This is a genomic window from Methylomonas subterranea (genome assembly GCF_024505185.1).
GTDB classification, from domain to species: domain Bacteria; phylum Pseudomonadota; class Gammaproteobacteria; order Methylococcales; family Methylomonadaceae; genus Methylomonas; species Methylomonas subterranea.
Genome location: NZ_JANIBJ010000008.1, coordinates 43618 through 69144, shown reverse-complemented (window position 1 = coordinate 69144; position 25527 = coordinate 43618). Strand labels below are relative to the sequence as shown.

Here is a 25527-nt window from a genome sequence, read left to right as displayed (position 1 = left end):
AGGCCCAGCCTGTTGCGACACTGCCAATATAACCGGAGGCGGTTTATGAAAACGCATTTAAATTACTACCTGGGCTATTTACGTCAGGATCTATCGGCCGGCATTGTGGTGTTTCTGGTGGCATTGCCGCTGTGCCTGGGCATCGCCCTTGCGTCGGGCGCCCCCTTATTCGCCGGTATTATCTCGGGCATCGTGGGCGGCTTGATCGTATCCTGGATGAGCGGGTCTCAACTCAGCGTATCGGGTCCCGCCGCCGGCTTGACCGTGATTGTTTATACCGCCATTGAAACCCTGGGTAATTTCAACGGCTTTCTGTTGAGTTTGGTAATTGCCGGGATTTTGCAACTGGGATTGGGCTTTTTCAAGGCCGGTTCGATTGCCGCGTTTTTTCCCGCCGCCGTGATCAAAGGCATGCTAGCCGCCATAGGCATGATATTGATAATCAAGCAGATTCCGCATGCCACCGGTTACGATGCCAGCTTCGTCGGCGACGAAAGCTATATGCAGGAGACGGCCAAATCCAGCTTTTCCGAACTGTCTCAAGCCTTGCACAGCATTTCTCCCGCCGCCACCCTGGTTAGCGCAGTCGCCCTGCTCATTCTGATTGCATGGGAAAGCCGATGGGTAAAACGTTACAGCCTGCTGCGCGGCATTCCCGGTCCTCTGCTGGCGGTAGCCTGGGGTATTGCCTACAATCTGTGGACTTCGCAATACGCCCCCGACTGGAGTTTGTCGATCAAACACTTGGTGTCCCTGCCCGAGTTGGGCTCCACGCAAAACTTCGTCAACCAGTTACGCCTGCCGGATTTCAGCTATTTCGCCAATCCCAAGATTTACAGCATCGCCGTGACCTTGGCCATCGTGGCCAGTCTGGAAACGCTGCTAAGTATCGAAGCGGTCGATAAACTGGATCCGCACAAACGCATCACCCCCACTAATCTGGAGTTGAAAGCGCAAGGCATGGGCAATATCATCAGCGGCATGCTGGGCGGCTTGCCCATTACCGCCGTGATCGTGCGCAGCGCCGCCAACATCAATGCCGGCGGCCAAACCCGGCTGTCGTGCTTTTTCCATGGCGGCCTGTTGCTGGTGAGCGTGGTATTTTTTGCCCATTATCTGAACATGATTCCATTGGCCTGTCTGGCGGCCATTCTGCTGCAAACCGGTTACAAACTGGCCAAGCCCGCCATGTTCATCGAGTATTACCGTAAAGGCTTGAATCAATTCGTGCCTTTTGCCATCACCGTGTTTGCGATTTTATTCACCGATTTATTGGAAGGTATCGCCATCGGCATGGCATGCGGCATTTTCTTTGTATTGCGGGCGGATTTTCATTCCGCCATGACCTTGACCAAACACGGCTCGCATTACCTGCTCAGGCTGCATAAAGACGTTTCCTTTCTGAATAAGGCCTTGCTGCGCAATCATCTGGCGGGCGTGGCCGACGACAGCGAGTTGATCATAGACGGCAGCAGGGCGTTGTTCATAGATCAGGATATTCTGGAAACCATAGCCGAGTATTTGATCGCGGCGCCGGATCGAAATATCGAGGTGGAACTACAGGGCTTCGCCGTCGATTCGCCGCTGCATGAAATGCATCCCGGCTTAATGGCGAGTCTGGCGGGCGCGGGTGGACACGTTTAGGCCCGGTGCTTAACCGGGGCGGGGATTTAATCCCGCCCCGCCAGGTCCGTTCGGCCTAAACCTCGCGCCGACCGGCGAAAGCGTGGGCCAGGGTGCCGCTGTCGATGAACTCCAATTCGCCGCCCATGGGCACGCCATGCGCGATGCGGGTGGCGCGGATGTTGAATTTGTCGGCGATTTCGCCGATAAAATGCGCGGTAGCCTGCCCTTCTATGGTGGAATTGGTGGCCAGTATGATTTCCTTGACGGCTCCGCCGGCCAAGCGCTGTTCCAGCAAATCGATGCCCAATTGCTCCGGCCCGATGCCGTCCAGCGGCGACAGCCGGCCATGCAACACGAAATACTTGCCTTTAAAACCGGTGGCCTGATCGATCGCCCAGACATCGGCCGCGCTTTCCACCACGCACAACTGATCATCCTCGCGCAGCCGGTTCGCGCACACTTCGCAGACTTCGGCTTCCGTCAAGGTGCGGCAATCGCGGCAATAACCGATGTTTTCCATGGCTTGCGCCAGTATCCGGCTAAGTTGCCGGCCGCCGGCGCGATTGCGCTGCAGCAAATGAAACGCCATGCGCTGGGCCGATTTGGGGCCCACGCCCGGCAAGCAACACAGGCTTTGAATCAGTTCCTTCAACAAACCCGCGTTTTGCATGTTTAAAACGGCATTTGGAATCCGGGCGGCAAAGGCATGCCGGCCGTGACATCGGCCATTTTGTCCTTTTTCATTTTGCCGACCTTATGCACCGCGTCGTTGATGGCCGCGGCCACCAAATCTTCCAACATATCCTTGTCGTCGCCTACCAGGGAAGGATCGATGCTGACTTTGCGAACTTCGCGCTTGCCGGTCATAACGATCGTCACCAGTCCGCCGCCGGACTCGCCTTGCACTTCCATGGCGGCCAACTCTTCCTGGACTTTTTTGAAGTTGTCTTGCATTTTTTGGGCTTGCTGCATTATGCCAGCGAGTGCGTTTTTCATGGTCTCTCCCATTTAGTTGAGCGGTTCTATACTACCGGGCAAAATTCTGGCGTCGAATTCATCTATTAAAGCCTGCACGTTCGGGTCGGCGTGAATGGCGTCCACGGCGGCCTGCTGCCTATCTTCGCGGGCTTTTTGCTGTTCCAGGGCCGGCGTCATTTGCTGAGTGATTTGCGGGGTGATTTGCAGTTTTATGGGTCTGCCATAATGTTTTTGCAGGGCCTCGCGTAATTTTTCCTCGGCCACCGTGCCTACGCGCTGAAAGCCCGGATCGATAAGCAAGCGGCAAACATTATCGTCCATGCCGTCCAAGATGCAATTATTGGCCAATTCGCGGGTGCGACCGCCAATTTTCAGCGCGGCGATGATCTGCCCCCAAGTTTCAGCTTGTCCGCCTTGGCTGTTTTGCGGCAAGTCCGGCTCGCTTACGGCGGGCGGCGGAATTGGAGCGCTTGCCGGCCGCGGCGCAAGCGCCGCAACCGGCGCGCAGGGGGTGGAATGCGTGGCGACTACCGGTGAAGGCGCGACAGATTGGCTGGCGGCGGTTTGCGGACGAAACGCCAGCATTCTGAGCAAGACCATTTCAAAACCGCTACGCGGATCGGGCGCCAAATCCAAATCCCGCTGCCCGATCAAACCAATCTGATAATACAATTGCACGTCTTCCGGCAATAAGCCTTGCGCCAATTCGGCCAGCAATTGTTGCTCGAATTCGTGATCGACAAAATCGGGCAGTTGCTGCAACAGCGCCACCCGGTGCAACACCCGCAACATCTGCCGAAGGATATCGGCAAAATCCGGTGTCAATTCGGCGACTTCGGCAATTTTGTTCAGTATGCCGCCGGCATCGCGCTTGGCCAACGCGCGCAAAATATCATCCACCGGCTGCTGCGCCACGGTCCCCAGCATGCCGGTGACATCGGCCAGATTGACGCTGCCGCTGCCGTAGACGATGGCTTGATCCAGCAGGCTCAAACCGTCGCGCATGCTGCCGTCGGCACCCCGGGCCAGCAATTTGAGCGCGGCCGGTTCGTAGTCTATGTTTTCTTCGCCCAGAATAAAGCTCATCTGTTTTTCAATCTGCTCCGGCAGCAGCCGTTTCAGATTGAATTGCAGGCAGCGGGACAGCACGGTGACCGGAATCTTCTGCGGATCGGTGGTGGCCAGTAAAAACTTCACGTGCGGCGGCGGTTCTTCCAGGGTTTTCAACAGCGCATTGAAGCTGTGCCCGGACAACATGTGCACTTCGTCGATCAGATAGACCTTGTAACGGCCTTGATTGGGAGCATATTGGGCGTTGTCGAGCAAATCTCGGGTATCTTCGACCTTGGTGCGGGAAGCCGCATCGACTTCGATCAGATCCATGAAACGGCCTTGATCGAAATCCTGGCAAACCGGGCAGGCACCGCACGGATTGCTGTCCTGTAAATTCTGGCAATTGATGGCCTTGGCCAGGATTCGCGCCACGGTGGTCTTGCCGACTCCGCGGGTACCGGTAAACAAATAAGCGTGATGCAGGCGGTCGTGCCGCAAGGCATGGATCAGAGACTGGCTGACGTGTTCTTGGCCGACTAGCTGGGAGAAATTACTGGGACGCCATTTTCTGGCAAGAACCTGATAAGCCATTGGCGACAAAGACGGGGAGTTGGGCGGTTACCATGCCAGCCGCATCCCGGCACACGAATCTGCTGCTACCGTTGCTCCCTTCCGGGCCTGGCGGGGTTTACAGCGTATCGTTGCGAGAGGACCGACACGGTAACCATAAAAACATCGGCTGTCGCCGAAGACTGCGCATTATCCTTAAAAGCGACAGTCTTGGCAAGCCCGTTATTGAAAATTAATGGCGTTGATTGCCGTGCCGATGGCGTGCCCGAACGATGCGCCGAATTTGCCCGCCAATCGGTCGATTAACCGCTCTTGCGGCGTGAAGTTGACTTTATCCTCGGCACCCAGCACGTCGCGAGCCACGGAATCCACGCTACCGAAATCGTCCGCCAACCCCAGCCTGACGCCTTCCTCGCCGGTCCACACCAAGCCGGAAAACATCTCCGGAGTTTCTTTCAAGCGGTCGCCGCGCCCCTGTTTGACCGCGACGATAAATTGCTGATGCACTTGATCCAGCAAGGACTGCATGTGTTGGGTTTCCTGCTGGTTCAGCGGCGAAAAAGGATCCAGCATGGCCTTGTGTTCGCCGGCGGTCAGCAGGCGCCGCTCGACTCCGAGCTTTTCCAGCACATTGCTGAAACCGAAGCCGTTCATGACGACGCCGATGGAACCGATCAGACTGGCTCGACTAACGTAAATTTTGTCGCTGGCCGCCGCAATGTAATAACCGCCGGAGGCGCACATATCGCCCACCACCGAATAAATCGGCAGATCCGGGCGATCGGCTTTCTGGCGGCGAATTTCTTCGTAAACATAGTTCGCCTGCACCGCGCTACCGCCGGGCGAATTGATATTCAGAATGATACCCTTGGTATTTTTATCTTTCACCGCATCCCGCAAACCCGCGATGATGACATCGGCATTGGCGGCTTCGCCGTCGGCGATCATGCCCAGCACATCGATCACGGCGGTGTGAGTCTTACCGGCGCTGACTTCGGACTCGAAGCGCGGGTATAGAAACACCCCCAATGCCAGCGCCAGATAGGCAAAAGTCAATAGCTTGAAGAACACGCCCCAGCGCCGACTCCGTTTTTGCTCCTCTATGGCGGCGAAAGCCAATTTTTCCAGCACCGCCTTTTCCCAACCGGGCGCAGTGTCGTCGGGCGTATCGGGTTGTTGATGATTGTCCACGCTTAAACCTCCTAAATAATGCTTGGTAACTCAGTCGGGTACGCTAGACAACGCAACGGCCGATATTGTTTCAATGTATCCGCCGAATGCGCGCCGCAGGTTACCGCCACGGAGGCCACCCGCGCGTTCAAGGCCATTTGCAAGTCGTGCGTCGAATCGCCCACCATCAAGGTGCGCCGCCTGTCGACAGCCAATTCGGCCATGATTTCCTCTACCATCAGCGGATCGGGCTTCGAAGCGGTTTGATCGGAAGCCCGGGTGGCGCAGAACACATCCGCCACGCCGGTTGCCCGCATGGCCTTGGTCAAACCGGCAGATTTCTTGCCCGTCGCCACCGCCAAGCGAAAACCCCGCTGTTTGAACTGCAGCAGCATGTCCCGCACGCCGGGGAACAAATCATCCGGCCCGATCTGCCTGGAGAAAAACTGTTGTCCGTAATGAGCGGCCAACTTGCCGCGCGTATCGCTATCGGCTCGCGGAAACAAGGTCAGGATGGCATTTTCCAGGCTCAAGCCGATAATATCCCGGGCGGCTTGCGCGTCGGGCACCGGACAACCGTGTTCGGCCGCCGCATCTTGAATGCACCGCACGATCCAGTCTATGGAGTCGACCAGAGTGCCATCCCAATCGAATATGATTAAATCAAAGCGGTTTTTCATTATCCAGCAAGGCTTGTAAGTCAGCGGGCAAGGGCGCGACAAAATGCAGAGCCTGGCCAGTCACCGGATGAACAAATTGCAATTGTTCGGCATGTAAAAACAAGCGTTTATAGCCGCGCTTTTTAAACGCCTTGTTGACCTCATCTTCCCCATAGCGCTCGTCGGCCACTATCGGATGCCCCAACCAGGCCGCGTGCACGCGAATCTGATGGGTGCGGCCGGTTTTGGGCGCGGCGTGCACCAGCGTGGCCGCCTGAAAGGCCTTCAAACGGGTAAACAGGGTTTCCGCCGATTTACCGGCCTGACTCACCGTGACCATGCGTTCGCCGCCCTGGCTGACGTTCTTCAACAAGGGTACCTCAACCAGCTGCTTTTTACGTTTGAATTGTCCGGCCAGCAAGGCCAGATAGGTTTTGCGTATGCCGTCGCCGCGAAACAGCTCGTGCAATACTTTCAGCACCTGACGTTTTTTGGCGATCAATAAACAACCCGAGGTTTCCTTGTCCAACCGGTGTACCAATTCCAGAAACTTCTGTTGCGGGCGGATTTGCCGCAAGGCTTCTATTACCCCGGACTGCACGCCGCTGCCGCCATGCACGGCGAAGCCGGACGGCTTGTTCAGCACGATGAAGCCTTCGTCCTCGTACAGGATGTGGTTTTCCAGGCTGTACTTCAAGGTCGGCTGCACAATGACTTCGTCGTTCTTTTCCGCCACCCTGACCGGCGGAATTCTGACCACATCGCCCAGTTCCAGTTTGTAACTGACGTCGACCCGCCCCTTGTTGACCCTGACCTCGCCCTTTCTGACCATGCGGTAAATGCGGGTTTTGGGCACACCCTTGAGGTAGCTGATCAGGAAATTATCCAGGCGTTGTTCGGTATTGGCCTCGCCGATTTCCAGCCATTGTACTTGCGGATTAGTCTGTTCGGGTGCGGTTTTCATGCCGCAAATAATAGCAATTTATCCCAATTCCATGTTTAAAATTGATGCCCCTGATAAACATTGCTATATTAGGCCAGTTTATCTGTGGATAGACTTAACAAAAATAAGCTGTAGGCCTCGACGCTGGGCGTCCCCGCCGACCAAAAGAATTTTTTCGGGTTTTATCGCTCAACCCATGATGAGTGACTGCATCCAACACCAAGAGTCTAAAAAACAGATCGTCCACTATGCAAGCGCCGCCCTCGGCAAGTCCGATTATCGCTGCCCGGAACAAAACGTCATCCGCCGTTTTCAGTCAGCCTGGCCCGCTCCAATAAAGAACCAGATCAAGCGTGTAAAGCCGCTTTTTTCCGAGACATACAAAACTGTTTATCACTCGTCGGTAGGATACATATAACAACAAGGATAATTGAATGAAAAGAATGCTTATCAACGCCACGCAGCCCGAAGAGCTGCGAGTGGCCTTGGTAGATGGTCAAAAACTGTATGATTTTGACATCGAAGTCCCTTCAAAAGAACAAAAAAAATCCAACATTTACAAAGGCATCATCACCCGGGTCGAACCCAGTCTGGAAGCAGCCTTCGTCAATTACGGCGCCGAAAAACACGGCTTTCTACCATTCAAGGAAATAGCGCCGGAATATAGAAGCGGCGACGGTGACGACAGTAAATCCACCAAGTCCAACATCCGCGAAGGCCAGGAAATCGTCGTCCAGATTGAAAAGGAAGAGCGCGGCAACAAGGGCGCGGCCTTGACCACCTATATCAGTCTGGCCGGCACCTATCTGGTGCTGATGCCCAACAACCCTAAAGCCGGCGGCATCTCGCGCCGGATCGAGGGCGACAACCGCAGCGAGCTGCGGGAAACCATGTCCGCGCTGGAAATTCCCGACAGCATGGGTTTGATCATCCGCACCGCGGGGTCGGACAAAAGCGCCGAGGAATTGCAGTGGGACTTGAACTACCTCTTGCAATTGTGGGAAGCCATCGAGCGCTCCAGCCACGAACAAACCGCGCCCTTCCTGATCTTCCAGGAAAGCAACGTCATCATCCGTGCCCTGCGCGATCACTTGCGCGGCGATATCGACGAAATCCTGATCGACCAAGACGGCGCCTTCAAACTGGCTTCCAACTTCCTGAAGCAGGTGATGCCGCATAATCTGAGCAAAGCCAAGCTTTATCAGGACAGCGTGCCGCTGTTCAGCCGCTACCAGATCGAAACCCAGATAGAGATGGCCTACAAGCGGGAAGTCTCGCTACCTTCCGGCGGCTCCATCGTCATCGACCATACCGAAGCCTTGACCTCGATAGACATCAACTCGGCTCGCGCCACCAAGGGCGGCGACATCGAGGAAACCGCGCTGAATACCAATCTGGAAGCGGCCGACGAAATTGCCCGCCAACTGCGCTTGCGCGACTTGGGCGGCCTGTTCGTGATCGACTTTATCGACATGATGTCGAATAAAAATCAGCGCGAAGTGGAAAACCGCCTGCGCGACGCCTTAAAAATCGACCGTGCCCGTATCCAGACCGGCCGCATCTCGCGTTTCGGCCTGATGGAAATGTCCCGCCAACGCCTGCGCCCGTCGCTGGGCGACTCCACCCAACTGACCTGCCCGCGCTGCAAGGGCCAGGGCACGATACGCAACGTAGAATCCGTCACCCTGGCGGTGCTGCGTCTGATCGAGGAAGAAGCCATGAAAAAGGGCACCGAGCGCGTGATCGCGCATCTGCCCATCGACTGCGCCACCTTCCTGCTGAACGAAAAACGTTCCGCCATCCAGGAACTGGAAACCCGGCTGAAGGTCAGCATCGTGGTACTGCCAAGCAAACATATCGAAACACCGGCTTACGACATCGAACGCATCAAGTCCCTGGAAGGCCTGGAAGACAAACCCAGCCATCTGCAAATCAAGGCAGACGACATCAGCTTGCCCGATTTTGCCAAACAAACCACGCCCAAAGTCGAAAAGGCGGCGGTCAAGGAGTTCTTGCCCGACGCCCCCGCCCCGGTACAAAACAAAAAAACCTCTACCAGCCTGATTCAACGTTTTTGGCAGCGCTTGATCGGACAAAGCAAAACAGCGGAAACCGCCGAAACGGGTGAAAAAAGCGATGAAACCAAACCCAGGTCGGGCCGCAACAACCGCCGCGACCGCCCCGCCGGCAACCGTAACAATCCGCGTCGCAATAGCGGCAAACGCAACCCAAACCCCAATCAGGCCGCGGCGGAAAACGCCGCGCCACTGATGGAAAGTAGCCAGCCCGAGCTTGACCAGGTAGATAACAACGAAGCGCCGCAGAACAAAGCCAATGGCGACCGTCCCGCCCGCCGCGGACGCAACCGCCGCCGCGGCCCCAGAAACGGGGGCGACAGAAAGCCGGAAGCAACGATGGCTGAAGGCGCGACCGGCGAACAACAGGCGGCTCCAAGCGCTCCGAGTCAAAGCAACGGCGAACAACAACCCAGGGCTTATAACAGCGAATTTGCCGAACGCAAACAGCGCGCGGAGGCAGAGCCACAGATCGCCAGACACAGTGAAAACAATGCCGTGCCGGCGGCCTCGACATCCGATGATTAGTTAAACCGTCCGCCTTCCCGATTTCAAGCCCAAGCCAATGGTTTGAAATCGGGTGGACGTTAAAGCATCGACATCCGTTTTAGCGCATGGCGTTATTGACAGCAAGCCATTGAAATTTCGGACAGTCCGCTCCGGCGGGTCTTAAGAATTTTAAATTTTGATGTGTCGCCCCGCGAACAAAAAGCTGTACCTGTTACGCACATAAACCCCAATACCGACCCATACCATCATGCAAGTTCCGGAATTTCAACGACGTAGAACCTTTGCCATCATCTCCCACCCCGACGCCGGTAAGACCACCATTACCGAAAAACTGTTGCTGTTCGGCGGCGCGATTCAATTGGCCGGCTCGGTCAAAGGCCGCAAGGCCGCCCGCCACGCAACTTCCGACTGGATGGAAATGGAAAAGGAACGTGGTATTTCAGTAACGACTTCGGTGATGCAGTTCGAGCACAACGGGGCCATCATCAATCTGCTCGACACGCCGGGCCACGAAGACTTCTCGGAAGACACCTACCGTACCCTGACCGCCGTGGATTCGGCCTTGATGGTGATCGACGTCGCCAAGGGCGTCGAGGACAGAACCATCAAACTGATGGAAGTCTGCCGCCTGCGCGACACGCCTATCCTGACCTTCATCAATAAACTGGACCGCGAGGGCCGCGAGCCCATCGAATTACTTGATGAAGTCGAAAGCATCCTTAAGATCGAATGCGCACCCATGACCTGGCCTATAGGCATGGGCAAGCGCTTCAAGGGTGTATACCAGCTGTACAAGGATGAAATCCTGCTGTTCAATCCGCAGCACGGCGGCAAAATCGCCGAGTCCACCCTGATCAAGGGCTTGAACAATCCGCATCTTGATGAACTGCTGGGCCTGCAGGCCGACGAATTGCGCGAGGAAATCGAGCTGGTCAAGGGTGCCAGCCACGAATTCGATCTGGACAAATACCTGCGCGGCGAACAAACCCCGGTGTTTTTCGGTTCAGCCATCAACAATTTCGGCATCGTCGAGTTGCTGGACGCCTTTGCCGAATTCGCGCCCGGCCCCAGGGCTCGCCTGGCCGAGCAGCGACTGGTGCATCCCGAGGAAGAAAAATTCACCGGCTTTGTGTTTAAAATCCAGGCCAATATGGACCCGGCCCACAGAGACCGGGTGGCCTTCATGCGTATCAGCTCCGGCAAATTCGACAAGGGCATGAAACTCCACCACGTCCGCATCGGCAAGAGCATACAGGTCGCCAATGCCATCACCTTCCAGGCCGACAGCCGTAAAAATGTCGAGGAAGCTTATGCCGGCGACATCATAGGCCTGCACAACCACGGCACCATACAGGTCGGCGACACCTTCACCCAGGGCGAGAATCTGAAATTCGCCGGCATCCCCTACTTCGCACCGGAACTGTTCCGCCGCGTGGTGCTAAAAGACCCGTTGCGCGCCAAGGCCCTGCAAAAAGGTCTGGTGCAACTGACCGAGGAAGGCGCCACCCAGCTGTTCAAACCGCTAAAAAACAACGATTTAATCCTGGGCGCGGTGGGCATCCTGCAGTTCGACGTCACCGCCAGCCGACTGAAAAACGAATACAACGTCGAATGCGTTTATGACGCCTCGCCGATCAACACGGTACGCTGGATCAGCGCCAAAAATCCGGCCAAGCTGGAAGAATTTAAAAATAAGGCCTTTGAAAATTTGGCCGAGGACGGCGGCGGCTATTTGGTGTATCTGGCCAGCAGCCGAGTGAATCTGCAATTAACCGAGGAACGTTGGCCGGATATTACCTTTAGCGCGACCAGGGAGCTGTAAGGGCCATTTCCGGATTTGCCCGCGCACCGACTCTCCGCTTACCCGTCTCCGACGCACGGTATTTTTGATTTCCGCTTAGACAACAACGCAATCGATTTCAGCGACTCGCCGCGGTTGCCAGGGTAAAGGTTCAGTCTCCAGAATAAGAACCTAAACCCAGAAAGCCGCCTAAGTTGGCCGGTAATATCCAGCCGGCGGCCAAGAGCCGCCGCATTAAACATCCTCTCTGTATTTACGCGCATCCAATTGATATTTCTTCAATTTGCCGTAAACCGCCCGTGGTGTTAAGCCCATCGCGACGGCCACGTGTTTGATGTCTCCCTTGTGGGCTTGCAGCGCCCGGCTTAAAAAAACCTGCTCGGCATCCGCCAGGGTTTGCTGCTTGTAGGCACTCCAGTCCGCAACGATACCGGACTGCGGTTTCCGGTCCAACTCCAGCTGCGTCAATTCAGTGCTGTTACAAAACAATACGCTGCGCTCCAGGGTATTTTCCAATTCGCGCACATTGCCGGGCCAGTCGTAGGCCCGAATCCGTCCCATGACTTCCCTGCTCACCGAATCGACATTTTTGCCGTATTTGTCGTTCAGGCGCTTCAGGATCAACTGCACCAAATACGGCAAATCTTCCGGGCGTTGCGCCAGCGGCGGAATCCATAAGCGCACCACGTTCAAACGGTAAAACAAATCCCGCCGGAACAGACCCTGCTCGACATGCTGCGCCAACTGTCGGTTGCTGGCGGCGATAATGCGCACATCCACGCTCAAGGTATGCTTGCCGCCGACCCGTTCCATCTCGCCTTCCTGCAATACCCGCAGCAAGCCGGTCTGGGCGGCGGGCGACAATGCATCGACTTCATCCAGAAACAAAGTACCGCCTTCCGCGCGCTCGAAAAAACCCTGATGTACTTCCACCGCGCCGGTAAACGCGCCCTTCTCGTGGCCGAACAAAGCGGTTTCGATCAAGGTTTCCGGGATGGTGCCGCAATTGATGGCGATAAACGGCTTGTGGCCGCGTTCGCTCATGGCATGCACCGCGCGCGCAATCAGTTCCTTACCGACGCCGGTTTCGCCGTTGATCAGCACCGTGGCGCGGGTCGGCGCCACCACTTCCACCTGCTGCAAGACTTTCTGCATGGCCGGCGATTTGGCGATAATCACCGGCGCCGGCTTGGCGGCGTGCTGCTTGGGCTTGCTCCACCAGACGTTACGCATGCGTTCTTCGATCAAGGAATGCAAGGCCAGCATTTCCATTTTGGCGTCGGGCTGATCCTGGCGCCGGTACTCCAGTCCCGGTTTATCCGCCGCCGCGTTGCAATCAGTGTGAATGCAAACTTCACACGCGCCGTCTTGGCGGGCTATGCTTTTTTTGATTTCGACCTTGGCATAGCCGAAGTTACGGGCGGCGATGCCGCCGAACACGCTGGAGGTCATCCGGCACAATTCCGGAAAATTGGTCACCCCATCCCCGAACGGACAGCGGCTGTTCACCACCGTGACGGTGTCGTTTTCCAGCGAAGCCAGGGAAAAATTGCCGCCGATCCGATTCTTCAGGCCCAATATCAGATCGATATAGCTTTCCCTATCCAATTCATGTTGTTTACGGTATTCGTCGCGGTAGGTCTGCTCGAAATACTGGCCGGCGCTCTTGGCAATGCGTTCGATCAGGGATTCACAATAGCCGCCGCCTTCCTGTTCGCAGGCATGCATCAATTCCAGAATGAAAGTCTGCAGAAAAAACACCGGAGAAATTTGGGAAAAATCGTGCTCGTTCATAAGGTTTTTTGAAATTTAATTTCACTCATTGAAACACAGCTTCCATCGACGCCCAAATCAAAAAGACATCCTCTTTGATTTTAAAGGCAAAATTAGCGCGGATGGTTTGGCCCCAAAAATGCTCTACCGAAGCGTGGCCGGTTTCTTACGGCCGCGCATACCGCCGCAATAGACGGCGGATGACAACAAACCACACTGGAGACCTTACATGAGCGATAAACCAGCTTTAAATCCGCATCCCCTCAGCGAATACGTAGCCTGGGCCGGCAACCGCAACCGCGAGCCCATTCTTGGCGTGCTGAAGGAGAAACTACCGACGGAAGCGGGCCGGGTGCTGGAAATGGCCAGCGGCAGCGGCATGCACATTAATTTCTTCGCCCCGCATTTCGAGCATCTGCATTTTCATCCCACCGACAAGGATGAAGAAGTGTTCGACAATATTAAAAAGCTGACCGCCGACCACGCCAACGACAACATCGCCGACCCGGTACATCTTGATCTGACCCAGCCGGATACCTGGTTCAACCCCGGCGATAAAAACAGCTTCGACGCCATTTTCTGTATCAACATCTTCCAGGTCGCGCCGATTTCGATTGCCGACGGCATGATGGAATGCGCCTCGCACCTGTTGAACGACGACGGCATTTTGTTGATCTACGGCCCATTCCGCGTCGAAGGCGCCTTCACCACTGAATCCAACGAGGAATTCCATAAAACCCTGTCCTCCTACGATGTGCCGGAATGGGGTCTGAAAGACGTGGCCGACTTGAAAAAAGCCGCCGCCAATCACGGCATGGTGTTGAAGGAAATCATCGACATGCCGGCCAACAATTTCTCTTTAATCTTCGGCCGCGCCTGAAGGAGGTACAGCATGAGCAACATACTCAACGAAGTTTTAAGCGCCAACCGCAACTACAGCGCCGATTTCGACAAAGGCGACCTGCCGATGCCGCCCGGCCGGCGCTTCGCCATTTTGACCTGCATGGACGCCCGCCTGGACCCCGCCAAATACGCCGGTTTGTCCGAAGGCGACGCCCACGTGATTCGTAACGCCGGCGGCCGCGCCAGCGATGACGCCATCCGCTCGCTGGTCATTTCCTACAAATTGCTGGGTACCAAAGAGTGGTTTGTGATTCACCATACCGACTGCGGCATGGAGACTTTTACCAACGACATCATGAGCGATTTGTTGAGCAAAAGCCTGAAAACCGCCAGCGTCGACAGCAGCGGCTGGCACGATTGCGGCGAGGGTCCCGGCTGCACGGACGGCAAATTCATCAACTGGCTTACCATCAAAAACCAAGCAGAGAGTGTTACCGAAGATGTGGCACGCATTAAATCCCATCCGCTGGTACCGGCGAATATTCCGGTCTACGGATTTATTTATGATGTTAAAACCGGCCAACTTATCGAAGTACCTGCCGCCACGGCGGCCGGCCGCGCCGGATGACGGCCAAGCCGCAAGCGGCGCTGGTGCTGGGCGTGGGGCCGCTTGCGGGCCTGGGCTCGGCGTTGGCCCAACGTTTCGCCGCCGCCGGTTTACAGGTATTTATTGCTGGCCGCAGTCCAGCCAAGCTGGCTTTGGTGGCGCAAGCCATTGCCGGCCAAGGCGGCGCGGCCACCCCTGTCATTGCTGATGCGACTTGCGAAGCCGATGTGTTGCGTCTGCTTGCAACGGTAGCCGAGGCCGGCGGCGAACTGGCGATTGCCACTTACAACGTAGACAGCAATATGCCGGCGCCCTTTTTGGATACCGATTTGGCAACCTTTACCCAACTGTGGCAACAAAACAGCCTGGGGGCGTTTTTGTTCGGCAGGGAAGTGATCAAGCAGATGTTGCCTCGGCAACGCGGTACCTTGATTTTCACCGGTGCCACCGCCTCGTTGCGCGCCAAGCCGCCGTTTACCGCTTTTGCGGCGGCCAAGGCCGGCGTGCGCGCCTTGGCGCAAGGCATGGCGCGGGAATTCGGCCCGCAGGGTATCCATGTGGTGCATGCCGTCATCGATGGCGTCATCGACGGCGACCGCGCCCGCGGCCAGTTTCCCAAATTTGTCGAAGCGAAGGGCCGGGACGGCTTGTTGCAAGCCGCGGCGATAGCCGAAACCTATTGGCAATTGCATTGCCAGCATCCCAGCGCCTGGACCCATGAACTGGATTTACGCCCGTTCAAAGAGCCGTTCTAACTGAATTCAACAGAGGTAAAACCATGAAAGTATTTTTATACGCGGAATATCAAGTCGCCATTCCCTTCGGGCAAATCGACTGGCGTCCCATCAACGTGGACATGAAACAATTTCCGGGCTTGCAATCGAAAACTTGGTTGAGCGGCGTCAACAACCAAACCGTCGGCGGCTTTTACGAATTCGATTCGGTCGAAAACGCCCAGAACTATATTGACGGCTTATTGCTGCCGTTCGCGAAAAAGGTCAACGGCAATCTGTCGGTGAAACTGTTCGACGGCGAAATTACCCGCGAAGCCAATATCGGCATGAATTCGCCGTATTATTCGACAGTATAAGCCTATGAAAGCTGTTGAGCCGACAGCGGCTTGGCGCCGGATCAACGCATTTGCCGGCAGTTAAAGATCTTGCCGGCTAGCGGCCAAATCCAGGTGGTTCAAAGGCGGGGATTACCTTACCATTTTTTAAAGGTTAACTCGCCGGGCGGGCACGGCATAAATAATACACAGCGCGGCCACTGCCGCGGTTACGTGCTTAATTGCATGCCCGCCCATAAACCCCAGGATCGAAAAAATCCGGCTGTCGAAATGCTCCAGCAACTTGGCGATAAAGTACAGCGCAAAAGCCGCCAGCAATAGCCGATTACTCAAATAACGCTCCGGAAACATAAGCAAAATAAACGGCATCAGCAGGATAGGTAGAAACTGCACCAACAAGTAAGGCCGCAAGTCGCCACGGCCCAAGGATTCGGTCCATGACCAGTAAAACGCCGAAGCCACGCCCGCCGCGACCAACAGCCATAGCCTGTAACGGTTTTGGCTTGGCAAAACCCGCTCCCCCAGCAGCAACGAAAACAAGGCCATGAAGGCAACCGTCATCGGCAACCTGTCCCACAACAGCGTATCGTTTGAAGGATTGGCGTGATAGTAGGCCGAACCGAAGCCGACCAGTAATACACTCCAACACATAACCCGGTAAGCCTCGGCGCTTTGCGCTTGCGAAAGCCTTCCAAGTCGGTATAAACCGAGACAGCCGGCCACCGGAAACGGCAGATTCGACACCACGTTCCAGAAGTTCGCCAAGCCGCATAACGATCTGGCATCGGCAAAATTATGGTAGGCCGGATCCTGCGAGATAGGATCGACCAAGAACAGCGCCAAGCTTGCGATCATGGCAATGCCGCCGAGTATGGTGGTACGGTGATTATCAGATAGCATTTTTGCCGCCTATCGGAACCGGGTAACGATAATAAAACCAGGGGCAACGACGCATCGGCAAGCAGTATCGCGATGGGGTTTTCTAAACTTTAAACCGCGCCACAATGGACTGCAATTGGGACGCCAGCCCCTCCATTTCCCGCGCGGTCTTGGCATTGCCGTTTGAGGCCGCGTTACTTTGCTCGGACATCTGCGCAACCCGCTCCACCTGACGGCCGATTTCATTGGTAGCCATGCTTTGCTCCTGGATGGCCACGCAGATATCGGCCACGGCAACGCTGACATGTTGGGTGCCTTGCTGGATCTTTTGAATGGATTCGCCCGCCGATTGCGTGGTGGAGAGTTCATGGTTGACCTTGTCCACGCCGATATTCATGCTGGAGACCGCTTCCTGGGTTACATTTTGCATGTCGGCGATCATGGCGGCAATGTCCAACGCCGAATTGGTGGTCCGCTTGGATAGGTTGCGCACTTCATCGGCGACCACCGCAAAACCTCGCCCCTGATCGCCCGCTCTGGCCGCCTCGATAGAGGCATTGAGGGCCAACAAATTGGTTTGATCGGCAATTTCCCGAATCACCTGAACGATGGAATTAATTCGGGCGGACTGTTGATCCAACTCCCGCATCTTGGTGGCCGACTGCCGCACGGCATCGGCAATTCCATTCATTTCCGCTACCACCTTGAGAATAACGGCCGTGCCATGGTCGGATAATTGGTTGCTGTTTTCGGTAATCGTTTGCACTTGATTGGCGTTGTCGGCGACCTGTTCTATGCTGGCGCTCATTTCTTCTATCGCTGCCGCCATCGATGAAGCGGCATTGCTCAGATCGGCGGTTCCGGAAGCCATTCGGTTGGAACTTGAGGCAATCGATTCGGAAAAATGCAACACTTTTGCGGCGCTTTGGTTGACTTGCCGCATGCTGTCATGCAGCCCGTCCATCAGTCGATTGAATGCGGCGGCGGTTTGGGCAATTTCATCGCTACCGTCCACTTGCAGCCTGAGGGTCAGATCGTTATTGCTTTCTATACGATCTATGGTGGCATGCAAGGCATCGATACCCCCGGCAATGCTGACGGAAACCCGGTAGGCCAACAGGGTGGATGCCAGAAAAATAATCGCACTAATCGATGTACCCAACCAAAAGCCCTGTTTGGCGGCGGCGGCCTTGTCGCTCGCCATGGCTTTGATTCGGCCGGCGAGGGACTTCTCGATGACGTGCATGGCGTCGATACGCGCCGTGGCGCTTGCAAACCAGGCCGTGGCCTCGATACCTAAGCCGCCGCCATTGGCATTATCCAGCGCGGCCTTACGCATGCTTTCGACCATCAGGAAAGGTCCGCTTTCTTCGGCTGTCCGATGCTCTTTACGGATTTCAGACGGCGCATAGTCGGTAAAAAAATGCAGATAGGCTTTTTGCGCCGCCATGTGCCCCACAAACGCCCGATAGCGTTCCGGGGTAAATTCGCCGGCGGTAAACACGCCCGTCATCAAGGCGCGTTCCTGGCCGCTGCGTTCCTTGGCATTCATAAAAGCGTTGTAAGCCGTCATCAGCCTGATAAGCTCTGTATCGCCGCCATGGTCGGATATGGCGGGAGTGATTGCCTGTATCTCGGCAATGGCACGGGTGTAACGCGCGGCGGCTTCTTCGGCTTTTATATCCAGGCCGGAAACCGACTGGCGGGTATCCGTCAACATCGCCAAGTTATGCAGGGCGGTGTCGACCCGGTCGGTAACCGGCTTGGGCAATGCCGTTTTTTGCAGCGCCGAGTACAGCGTTACGACATCATTCAATGCCCGGTCGGTTTCCGCCCGGAACAAGGGCAGTTCACGGACGAATTTGGCGCCGCCGGATTGGATGAAACCGAAGCTGGAACCGCGCTCGACCTGCAGGGCATGCGTCAACCCGCCCAGACCCACCGAGAGATTGATCAGTTTCTCCGTGCCAACCATCTGCCGCCAATTTCTATAATTATTGTGGACGCTAATTCCCGAATACGCCAAAACACACAGTAAAAGCGGCGCCAGCAACAGGGTAAGCTTTTGGTAAATAGACAGCTTATTCATGGTTTTATCCCGGTTTTTTAATTTCGCCAGCGACTGGAAGACGAATTGAGTTGTCCGCAGGCCGCCAGGACATCGTCGCCTTTGGCGCCCCTTATCAAAGTCGGTATCTTAAACGCATCCAAAGCTTCCTTGAACTTTTCGACTGTTTCCAAGCCCGGCGTTGCATAACGTGAGCCAGGGAAGGCATTGAAGGGAATCAGGTTTATATAAGCGCTTTTGCCGGCCAGTAGCGTTCCCAATTTATTCGCATCATCCGGAGCATCGTTAAAATCCTTGATCAAAATATATTCATAAGTAACAAATTGCTTTTTCGCTAACGGTATCCGGTCGATAGTTGCCAACACTTCATCCAGCGGATACTTTCTGTTAATCGGAATGAGCTCATTGCGTTTTTGCGCGAACGGCGAATGCAGGGATAACGCCAGGTTAACTCCGGGAATTTCCTTGCTCCATCTTTTCAACCCCGGAATATAACCGGCCGTGGAAATAGTGATTTTTTGCGCGCCGACCGAGGCGCCGTGTTGGGATAAAAAAATTTCACAGGCTTTTTTAACGGCATCAAAATTATGTAACGGTTCGCCCTGCCCCATAAAGACAATATTCAAAATCCGCTCTTCTCCTGGCCTGTTGGCCGCCAGCCAGCGCCAGGCCTGTAAAAATTGCCCGACAATTTCACCGGCAGCCAGGTTTCTGGTAAGCCCTTGTGCTCCGGTAAAACAAAAAGAACAATTCATCGCGCAGCCGACCTGCGACGAAAGACAAAGGGAATATTTGTTATTAAACGGGATAAGGACGCTTTCTACCTTGTATTTGTCCTTGAGCTTGAACAGAAACTTTACCGAACGGTCTTTTTTTGACTCGTAAACCGTATAGACTTCCGGCAGCGAAAAGTCGAAATTTTGTGCGAAAAAGTCCGCCGAGGATCTGGAAATTTTGCCCCGACAACAACCGAGATTCTTTTTCTTGTAATACCAGTTAAAAAGAACCGACGCTGTTGAGGAGTTAAAATCATTCCGGCCGGCAATCGCTTCCAGTTCGGCAAAATTCAACTCGTAAAAAGATGGTTTCAAACGACTCCCCAAGCAATATCAATGTTCCTTCCGCGCGCGTTGCATTGCAAATATCGGCGGCCAATCAAATTTCAATGCCCCGGTTTACGCGAACGAACCGGGCAGCGGCGGATGAGCCGAACCGGCCGCTCACTCCTTGCTGTTTACCAGCATTTCCACCAATTGCCGGACTTTATGTTGAACGATACGGGTGTTATCCGGCCCCATCCGCAGCATTTGCCGGGCGACCGGATTCAAAGCTTCCAGTTCGGCATCGGCATATTTATAAAACAGCGCATGTTTATTCAAGGCTATCGGCCGTTCGAGCACGGGCGCGGCCAAAATTTGCGCGGCGGATTTCAAGAACAGATCTTCCATGGGGCGTTCGGCCGGATAGCCGAATTCGGCATACACTTCCAGCAGCAGCGGTTTAAATTGCCGGTAAACCTTGCCGGCGGCCTGGACATCCAGCGCATCGATGGCGGCGGCCAGTTTATCGTAACGCCGATAGCCTTGATTGCTCATATATAAGCCGTCGGCGCGCTCTTCCACCACGAAAGCCTCGGTTTGCTTTAGAAAACCCAGGTGCTTTTGCAACCGCAAGCCTTGCGAGAAATCGTTGGCAATTGCAAGATATTTTCCTATCAAGCGGTCGGTCTGCAACCAAGGCGAAAGCGCGGCGGACACGCCCAGCATGGCATCGCGAAACGGCTGGTCGCTGGCGGCGAGTGCCGGTAATTCAAAGGGCTGCTCGGGTAGTTCGGTTTCGGCAATGGCCGCGCCGTCCGCGGGCTCTTCGCCAACCGGATTCTCAACGGCATTTCCAAGCCGGGGCAGGCTGAGGGTTTGTATGCCCGGCTCTGCCGGCGACTGTTGCAAAGTTTGCCAATAAAACCAGCCGCCACCGGCTGCAACCGCCAGCAATAAAACAGCAGCTGGCGCCTTAGCGCCGGGCCTTTTGTCGTCCGTCAAATCGTAACGTCCCATGGCTTTTACCTCCAAAACAGCAAGGCAGTTAGCATATCATGCGGCCTGCCCATGCCAAACCCGATACCGCCAAGTCAAAACCCTTGCGAATTCCAATACCACCGGCAAATCGGAGCGACCGGACAGCGCGCCAAGAGCGTATACCGTGGCGCGGTCAACCAAACATTCGACTCAACGGATAGCAAGCGTTTCCGCGACACTTCGATATGTGTTGCTATCGGCGCGGACCGGCCTTTAGCGCTTAGCTGTGCGCCGCCGGCCGGCCGGTTTTGCCGTAGCTCTAGCTGTTGGCGAGGAACGCCCCGGCCGCGCCGAACCAGCCTTGGCGGGTTGCGCTGAATTTTGGCTAGCCTTGGGCTTGCTGCTCGTCACTTCCAGCGAGACCTTTTCATAGCCCGTATCGGCCACGCGCGGAATTTCCCGTTTCAGCAGTTTTTCAATGGCGGCCAGCAACCAGGCCTCCTCAGGATCGACCAGGGATATCGCCTGACCGTCGGCGCCGGCACGGCCGGTACGACCTATGCGGTGCACATAATCTTCCGCCACTTGCGGCAAGTCGAAATTGACCACGTGCGGCAGCTGATCGATGTCCAGGCCGCGGGCGGCGATGTCGGTGGCAATCAAGGCGGTGATTTTGCCGGCCTTGAAATCCTCCAGGGCCCGTACCCGCGCGCCCTGACTTTTATCGCCGTGCAAGGCGGCGCAGCGGATGCCGTCCTTGATCAATTGCTTGCTCAAGCGGTCGGCACCATGCTTGGTACGCACGAATACCAACACTTGCTGCCAGTTTCCGTTACCTATCAAAAAAGACAGCAGTTCGCGCTTGTATTCGCGCTTGATTGGGTAAATCAATTGCGACACGGTATCGGCGGCGGCATTTTTTCTGGCGACGGCAATTTCCACCGGGTCATTTAAAATCTGTTCCGCCAACGCACTGATTTCCGGCGCATAGGTGGCGGAAAACAGCAGGTTTTGCCGTTTGGCGGGCAACAGGGCAATGATTTTGCGGATGTCGCGAATGAAGCCCATATCCAGCATGCGGTCAGCCTCGTCCAACACAAAATGTTCGACTTTGGCCAAGCTCAAATGCTGTTGCTGAATCAAATCCAGCAGGCGTCCGGGAGTGGCGATAACAATATCGGTACCGCGCTGAATTTTTTGTATCTGCGGATTGATACTGACGCCGCCGAAAATCGCCTCGGCAAAAAACGGTAAATGCTTGCCGTAAGTTCTGACGCTTTCATACACCTGCATGGCCAACTCGCGGGTAGGGGTCAAAATCAGCACTCTGACCGGGCGCGGCTTTTGCGGTATCACCTGCCCCTGCAGGATTTGCAGCAACGGCAAGGTAAAGCCCGCCGTTTTTCCGGTTCCGGTTTGGGCTCCGGCCAACACATCGCGACCTTGCAAAATAACCGGAATGGCCTGAGCCTGAATCGGCGTGGGTGTATGGTAGCCTTGCTCGGCAACAGCTTGAAGTAACTGCTCCGATAGAGCCAATTCTGAAAACAACATGTATCAACCTTAATTTAGCGCCGCGTCTAACGGCAAATAAAATCCTACTGCGAATGGTATTTTTATTAAAAACCTATACAATTCAACAGGGCGATAAAAAAATAGACCCAGGCAGGCAAGCATAACCGCTAGAAGGAGAGGCCAAATGAAGCCAGACAAACGTAGTCACAACCGCATCAAACCCAAAGGCCTGCGGGCCGGATTAATCTTTAACTCGGCACAACGGGAAATTGCCTTGGATGCAGATATTTTGGACATCAGCTATAGCGGCATTCGGGTTAAATTAAAACAGCCCATTGCCTCGGATATGACAGGCAATATCCGAATCAACATGATACTGCCGGAATCTAACACGCCGTTTTGCGTACACGGCATTTTAAAACATCAGCCCGCAAACGACGAGTGCGGCCTGCATTATGTCGACCATGTGCACGGTTCCATCGACGATTTGATGTTCGAGTGCGTGGAACTTGACGAGACCACGGTATTGATCAAAACCACATAAAGCGACCGTCGGCTGCCGCCAAGAGCCCCGTTTTAAGCGCTAATCAGAAAGCGCACCGCGTCCAGCCGTAATTGGGCATCTTGTATGCTTTCGTGCGCCAGCATGGTCATTTCCTTCAGTTGCTGGATTTCCTGATCCTTGATGGCGGGGTTGATTTTTTTCAACCTGACCATGCGCTTGATTTCGCCGGTGAAAGCCGCAATCATCTGATTGCCGCTCTCGGTAATCAGCCCCCGCATCAGGGCTTTGGCTTTTTGTTCGCCAACATTGATCATCTCCTGAATATGCGGGCGTTGGCTGTTTAAAAACTGGCCAATCTGCTCCCTGTCCACGCTTTCGCGCGTATCCAGCATGGAATCATGCGATATCGCGGCGGTCAGGTCTTTTTTGTTTTGATCGATCAATACCCTTAGCGGCGTGGGCGGTAAAAAACGGCCTATCCGCAACTCCGCCGGAGCGCTGCATTCCACGATATACAACAGCTCCAACAGGAATTGGCCGGCCTTCAGTTGCGGCTGTTTGACGATACTCACCGCAGCGTTGCCGGTCTCGCTAGACAATACCAAATCCATGGCCGCCAGCACCATAGGATGTTCCTGAGTCAAAAACTGCATGTCTTCGCGCGCCAGTGCAATGTCGCGGTCCACGGTTACCGTCAAGCCATCGTCCTGCAACATCGGAAAATGCGCGATACGCAAATTCTCGCTGGGCCAAAGAATATGGCAATCCCTGGAATGATACTCCACGTCCACGCCATAACAGTCGAACAGCGCTTCCATGTATGGCCACAAACTGCCGTCGTTTTCGATGGCATGCAGCTGTTGAATCAAAGCGGCCGCTTCCGCCGGCCGGCAGGAGTTCAACTCCAGCAGCTGGTCGCGGCCGTTCTGCAACTCGGCCTCTATTTGTTGGGTGAGTTCGCGAGTAAGCAAAATGAAAGCGTCGATCTCGGCCTGATCGCCACTGTCCAACAAGCGGCTCAGTTGCCCGTCCAATTGCTTGGCGACCTGACCGGCCGCCGAACAATTATGCCGGAAGGCATCCAGGCCTTCTTCATACCATCGGAACAACAAATGCCGCGAACTATTCAGCAGATAAGGGATATGAATTTGAATGACCTGTTTCTGGCCGATGCGGTCCAGTCGCCCTATGCGTTGTTGCAACAAGTCCGGATTGCGCGGCAAATCGAACAAAATCAAATGCCGCACAAATTGAAAATTTCGCCCTTCGCTGCCGATTTCAGAACACAGCAGCACCTGCGCCCGGCTTTCGTCGTCGGCAAAAAACGCCGCCGCCCGGTCCCGCTCGACTATGCTCATGCCTTCATGAAATACCGCCGCCACATGACCGAGATGCTGACGCAACAATTGCTCCAGTTGAATCACCGTCTCGGCGCGCCGACATATCAACAAGGCCTTTTCCTCGCCCAGGGCTTTCAGCTTGTCGACCAGCCAGACGAAATACGGGCTGTCGGCCAGACCGGTTCCCGCTTCGCCTTCCAAGGGATAAGCATATCGTTGTCGATCCGGAAAACCTTGCACGGTATGCCGGGAGTTTCTGAACAAAATCCGCCCGGTGCCGTGATGGTCCAGCAACAATTTGGTCAATTCCTCCCGCACTTCGGCATCGGCCGGGCGCTCGCCGAATTGCTGCAACAGTTTCTCGACATTGTCATGTTGCAGCAGGTTTTTAAGTCCGGTCAGTTCGTCGCCGCTCAAAGCTTGCCCGGATATCAAGCGATTAGCCAATTCCGCAACCGGGGCAAAACGGCTTTCTTCCTCGATAAAGCGTTGAAAACTGTAGAAACGGTCGGGGTCGAGCAGACGCAAACGGGCAAAGTGGCTTTCCTTGCCCAACTGCTCCGGCGTTGCGGTCAGCAAAATCAATCCTTCCACGCTATGGGCCAATTGCTCGACGAACAGGTAATCCGCACTGGGCGCCTGTTCGCTCCATTCCAGATGGTGAGCTTCGTCAACCACCACCATATCCCAACCTGCATCCAGAGCTTGGGTTTGCCGCTCCGGAAAATCGGCAAAAAACTGCTGGCTGCACAACACCAATTGTTCGCTCGAAAACGGATTTTCTTCCATGCTCGCCAAACAGCGGGTTTCATCCAACAGGCTGAAACGTAAGTTGAAGCGGCGGATCATTTCCACCAGCCATTGATACATCAGGGCTTCCGGCACCAATATCAGTACCCGTTGACTCAGGCCGTTAATCAAGCGGTGTTGCAGAATCAAACCGGCTTCAATGGTTTTTCCCAAACCCACTTCGTCGGCCAGCATAACCCTGGGCGCGATACGATTGGCTGCCTGATGGGCGATATACAACTGATGCGGAATCAAGGCCGCTCTCGCCCCCTGCAAACCCTTGACCGACGATTGTTGATGGCGCTGCTGGCGGCGCCAGGTTTCATAACGCAAACCGAACCAGGCACTGGGATCGAATTGCCCGGTAAACAGGCGATCCTGCGGCTTGTTGAATTGAATGTGGTGATTCAGTTCCATTTCATCGATTTGCTGAAACTGCCCCTCCTCATCCAAACCGAAATAACTCAGCAAGCCGTTTTGCTGCTGCACTTGTTGTACGGTAATTTTGCAATATTCGGTGGACTCGATCACATCGCCCTCGGCGAAACGCACTCGGGTCAATGGCGCGTTATCCCGCGCGTAAACCCGTTTATCGCCGGTGGCTAAAAACAGCACGGTGACGCGGTTAAATTCCGCCTCCAAAATCATGCCCAAACCGAGTTCCGATTCGGTATTACTGATCCAGCGTTGGCCGGGGGTGAAGTCGTTCATGGAAATATAAAAAAGCAATTAAAAG

The 25527-nt window shown here is 55.1% G+C and carries 21 protein-coding genes and 1 other RNA gene; 8 read left to right on the top strand and 14 right to left on the bottom strand.

Annotation, left to right across the window (positions count from 1 at the left end):
• Positions 1-45: 45 nt before the first annotated feature.
• Entirely contained in the window at positions 46-1644 is a 1599-nt protein-coding gene (locus NP590_RS05860; RefSeq protein ID WP_256601332.1) for a SulP family inorganic anion transporter, read from the top strand.
• Positions 1645-1699: 55 nt separating this feature from the next.
• Here the strand turns inward: NP590_RS05860 and recR are convergent, their stop codons facing one another.
• The 7 genes from recR to rluC form a co-directional block, all read right to left on the bottom strand.
• Complete coding sequence (gene recR, locus NP590_RS05855; RefSeq protein WP_256601330.1) at positions 1700-2296, bottom strand: recombination mediator RecR; 597 nt, start codon at positions 2294-2296, stop codon at positions 1700-1702.
• A 2-nt stretch (positions 2297-2298) separates the two neighbouring features.
• Positions 2299-2622 (bottom strand): YbaB/EbfC family nucleoid-associated protein, encoded by a 324-nt coding sequence (locus NP590_RS05850; protein WP_256601329.1) that lies wholly within the window; start codon positions 2620-2622, stop codon positions 2299-2301.
• 12 nt (positions 2623-2634) lie between these two features.
• Positions 2635-4248, bottom strand: a complete 1614-nt coding sequence (gene dnaX / locus NP590_RS05845) for a DNA polymerase III subunit gamma/tau (RefSeq protein ID WP_256601328.1) — start codon at positions 4246-4248, stop codon at positions 2635-2637.
• Between the two features lie 30 nt (positions 4249-4278).
• An RNA gene (gene ffs, locus NP590_RS05840) (signal recognition particle sRNA small type) lies at positions 4279-4375 on the bottom strand.
• Positions 4376-4449: 74 nt separating this feature from the next.
• Positions 4450-5418, bottom strand: coding sequence for a signal peptide peptidase SppA (gene sppA, locus NP590_RS05835; RefSeq protein WP_256601327.1), 969 nt, complete (start codon positions 5416-5418; stop codon positions 4450-4452).
• Positions 5419-5429: 11 nt separating this feature from the next.
• A complete protein-coding gene (locus NP590_RS05830; RefSeq protein ID WP_256601326.1) occupies positions 5430-6077 on the bottom strand; it encodes an HAD-IA family hydrolase in 648 nt (215 codons plus the stop codon).
• Positions 6061-7020, bottom strand: a complete 960-nt coding sequence (rluC, locus tag NP590_RS05825; RefSeq protein ID WP_256601325.1) for a 23S rRNA pseudouridine(955/2504/2580) synthase RluC — start codon at positions 7018-7020, stop codon at positions 6061-6063. Before rluC ends, NP590_RS05830 begins: the two co-directional genes overlap by 17 nt.
• Positions 7021-7433: 413 nt before the next feature.
• Between rluC and NP590_RS05820 the strand changes: the two genes are divergently transcribed.
• Together NP590_RS05820 and NP590_RS05815 are read left to right on the top strand one after the other, a co-directional pair.
• The gene (locus tag NP590_RS05820; protein WP_256601324.1) at positions 7434-9602 is read left to right on the top strand and encodes an Rne/Rng family ribonuclease; all 2169 of its coding nucleotides are present in this window, start codon (positions 7434-7436) and stop codon (positions 9600-9602) included.
• A gap of 229 nt (positions 9603-9831) precedes the next feature.
• Complete coding sequence (locus tag NP590_RS05815) at positions 9832-11406, top strand: peptide chain release factor 3 (RefSeq protein WP_256601323.1); 1575 nt, start codon at positions 9832-9834, stop codon at positions 11404-11406.
• A 213-nt stretch (positions 11407-11619) separates the two neighbouring features.
• Here NP590_RS05815 and NP590_RS05810 read toward each other — a convergent pair whose 3' ends face one another.
• Positions 11620-13179 (bottom strand): sigma 54-interacting transcriptional regulator, encoded by a 1560-nt coding sequence (locus NP590_RS05810; RefSeq protein WP_256601322.1) that lies wholly within the window; start codon positions 13177-13179, stop codon positions 11620-11622.
• A gap of 208 nt (positions 13180-13387) precedes the next feature.
• On the opposite strand from NP590_RS05810, the gene NP590_RS05805 reads away from it, so the two are divergent.
• From NP590_RS05805 to NP590_RS05790, 4 genes are read left to right on the top strand one after another with little or no spacing between them, the layout of a single operon-like run.
• Positions 13388-14038, top strand: coding sequence for a DUF938 domain-containing protein (locus NP590_RS05805; protein WP_256601321.1), 651 nt, complete (start codon positions 13388-13390; stop codon positions 14036-14038).
• Between the two features lie 12 nt (positions 14039-14050).
• On the top strand, positions 14051-14629 hold the full coding sequence (locus tag NP590_RS05800) for a beta-class carbonic anhydrase (protein WP_256601320.1): 579 nt from the start codon (positions 14051-14053) through the stop codon (positions 14627-14629).
• The gene (locus NP590_RS05795) at positions 14626-15363 is read left to right on the top strand and encodes an SDR family NAD(P)-dependent oxidoreductase (protein WP_256601319.1); all 738 of its coding nucleotides are present in this window, start codon (positions 14626-14628) and stop codon (positions 15361-15363) included. Before NP590_RS05800 ends, NP590_RS05795 begins: the two co-directional genes overlap by 4 nt.
• 23 nt (positions 15364-15386) lie before the next feature.
• Entirely contained in the window at positions 15387-15698 is a 312-nt protein-coding gene (locus NP590_RS05790; RefSeq protein ID WP_256601318.1) for a YdhR family protein, read from the top strand.
• A gap of 126 nt (positions 15699-15824) precedes the next feature.
• On the opposite strand, the gene NP590_RS05785 is transcribed toward NP590_RS05790, so the two are convergent.
• From NP590_RS05785 to NP590_RS05765, 5 genes are all read right to left on the bottom strand, one after another.
• Positions 15825-16577 carry a ceramidase domain-containing protein gene (locus NP590_RS05785; RefSeq protein WP_256601316.1) on the bottom strand — a complete coding sequence of 251 codons (753 nt, stop codon included), beginning with the start codon at positions 16575-16577 and terminating at the stop codon, positions 15825-15827.
• Between the two features lie 82 nt (positions 16578-16659).
• Positions 16660-18645 carry a methyl-accepting chemotaxis protein gene (locus NP590_RS05780; RefSeq protein WP_256601315.1) on the bottom strand — a complete coding sequence of 662 codons (1986 nt, stop codon included), beginning with the start codon at positions 18643-18645 and terminating at the stop codon, positions 16660-16662.
• A 17-nt stretch (positions 18646-18662) separates the two neighbouring features.
• Entirely contained in the window at positions 18663-19715 is a 1053-nt protein-coding gene (gene rlmN, locus NP590_RS05775) for a dual-specificity RNA methyltransferase RlmN (RefSeq protein ID WP_256601314.1), read from the bottom strand.
• A gap of 129 nt (positions 19716-19844) precedes the next feature.
• Positions 19845-20681, bottom strand: a complete 837-nt coding sequence (locus NP590_RS05770) for a DUF3014 domain-containing protein (RefSeq protein ID WP_256601313.1) — start codon at positions 20679-20681, stop codon at positions 19845-19847.
• A gap of 234 nt (positions 20682-20915) precedes the next feature.
• On the bottom strand, positions 20916-22196 hold the full coding sequence (locus NP590_RS05765) for a DEAD/DEAH box helicase (protein WP_256601312.1): 1281 nt from the start codon (positions 22194-22196) through the stop codon (positions 20916-20918).
• A gap of 145 nt (positions 22197-22341) precedes the next feature.
• On the opposite strand from NP590_RS05765, the gene NP590_RS05760 reads away from it, so the two are divergent.
• On the top strand, positions 22342-22701 hold the full coding sequence (locus tag NP590_RS05760) for a PilZ domain-containing protein (RefSeq protein WP_256601311.1): 360 nt from the start codon (positions 22342-22344) through the stop codon (positions 22699-22701).
• Positions 22702-22733: 32 nt separating this feature from the next.
• Here the strand turns inward: NP590_RS05760 and rapA are convergent, their stop codons facing one another.
• The gene (rapA, locus tag NP590_RS05755; RefSeq protein ID WP_256601310.1) at positions 22734-25502 is read right to left on the bottom strand and encodes an RNA polymerase-associated protein RapA; all 2769 of its coding nucleotides are present in this window, start codon (positions 25500-25502) and stop codon (positions 22734-22736) included.
• Positions 25503-25527: the final 25 nt, after the last annotated feature.

Excerpts from the sequence above, each read along its gene's own strand:
- recR (WP_256601330.1), bottom strand. The coding sequence starts at position 2,296 with ATGCAAAACGCGGGTTTGTTGAAGGAACTGATTCAAAGCCTGTGTTGC.
- NP590_RS05805 (WP_256601321.1), top strand. The coding sequence starts at position 13,388 with ATGAGCGATAAACCAGCTTTAAATCCGCATCCCCTCAGCGAATACGTA.
- NP590_RS05790 (WP_256601318.1), top strand. The coding sequence starts at position 15,387 with ATGAAAGTATTTTTATACGCGGAATATCAAGTCGCCATTCCCTTCGGG.
- NP590_RS05815 (WP_256601323.1), top strand. The coding sequence starts at position 9,832 with ATGCAAGTTCCGGAATTTCAACGACGTAGAACCTTTGCCATCATCTCC.
- NP590_RS05770 (WP_256601313.1), bottom strand. The coding sequence starts at position 20,681 with ATGGGACGTTACGATTTGACGGACGACAAAAGGCCCGGCGCTAAGGCG.
- NP590_RS05785 (WP_256601316.1), bottom strand. The coding sequence starts at position 16,577 with ATGCTATCTGATAATCACCGTACCACCATACTCGGCGGCATTGCCATG.
- NP590_RS05760 (WP_256601311.1), top strand. The coding sequence starts at position 22,342 with ATGAAGCCAGACAAACGTAGTCACAACCGCATCAAACCCAAAGGCCTG.
- rapA (WP_256601310.1), bottom strand. The coding sequence starts at position 25,502 with ATGAACGACTTCACCCCCGGCCAACGCTGGATCAGTAATACCGAATCG.
- NP590_RS05850 (WP_256601329.1), bottom strand. The coding sequence starts at position 2,622 with ATGAAAAACGCACTCGCTGGCATAATGCAGCAAGCCCAAAAAATGCAA.
- dnaX (WP_256601328.1), bottom strand. The coding sequence starts at position 4,248 with ATGGCTTATCAGGTTCTTGCCAGAAAATGGCGTCCCAGTAATTTCTCC.
- NP590_RS05800 (WP_256601320.1), top strand. The coding sequence starts at position 14,051 with ATGAGCAACATACTCAACGAAGTTTTAAGCGCCAACCGCAACTACAGC.
- NP590_RS05780 (WP_256601315.1), bottom strand. The coding sequence starts at position 18,645 with ATGAATAAGCTGTCTATTTACCAAAAGCTTACCCTGTTGCTGGCGCCG.
- NP590_RS05810 (WP_256601322.1), bottom strand. The coding sequence starts at position 13,179 with ATGAACGAGCACGATTTTTCCCAAATTTCTCCGGTGTTTTTTCTGCAG.
- NP590_RS05795 (WP_256601319.1), top strand. The coding sequence starts at position 14,626 with ATGACGGCCAAGCCGCAAGCGGCGCTGGTGCTGGGCGTGGGGCCGCTT.
- NP590_RS05820 (WP_256601324.1), top strand. The coding sequence starts at position 7,434 with ATGAAAAGAATGCTTATCAACGCCACGCAGCCCGAAGAGCTGCGAGTG.
- NP590_RS05860 (WP_256601332.1), top strand. The coding sequence starts at position 46 with ATGAAAACGCATTTAAATTACTACCTGGGCTATTTACGTCAGGATCTA.
- rluC (WP_256601325.1), bottom strand. The coding sequence starts at position 7,020 with ATGAAAACCGCACCCGAACAGACTAATCCGCAAGTACAATGGCTGGAA.
- NP590_RS05765 (WP_256601312.1), bottom strand. The coding sequence starts at position 22,196 with ATGTTGTTTTCAGAATTGGCTCTATCGGAGCAGTTACTTCAAGCTGTT.
- NP590_RS05830 (WP_256601326.1), bottom strand. The coding sequence starts at position 6,077 with ATGAAAAACCGCTTTGATTTAATCATATTCGATTGGGATGGCACTCTG.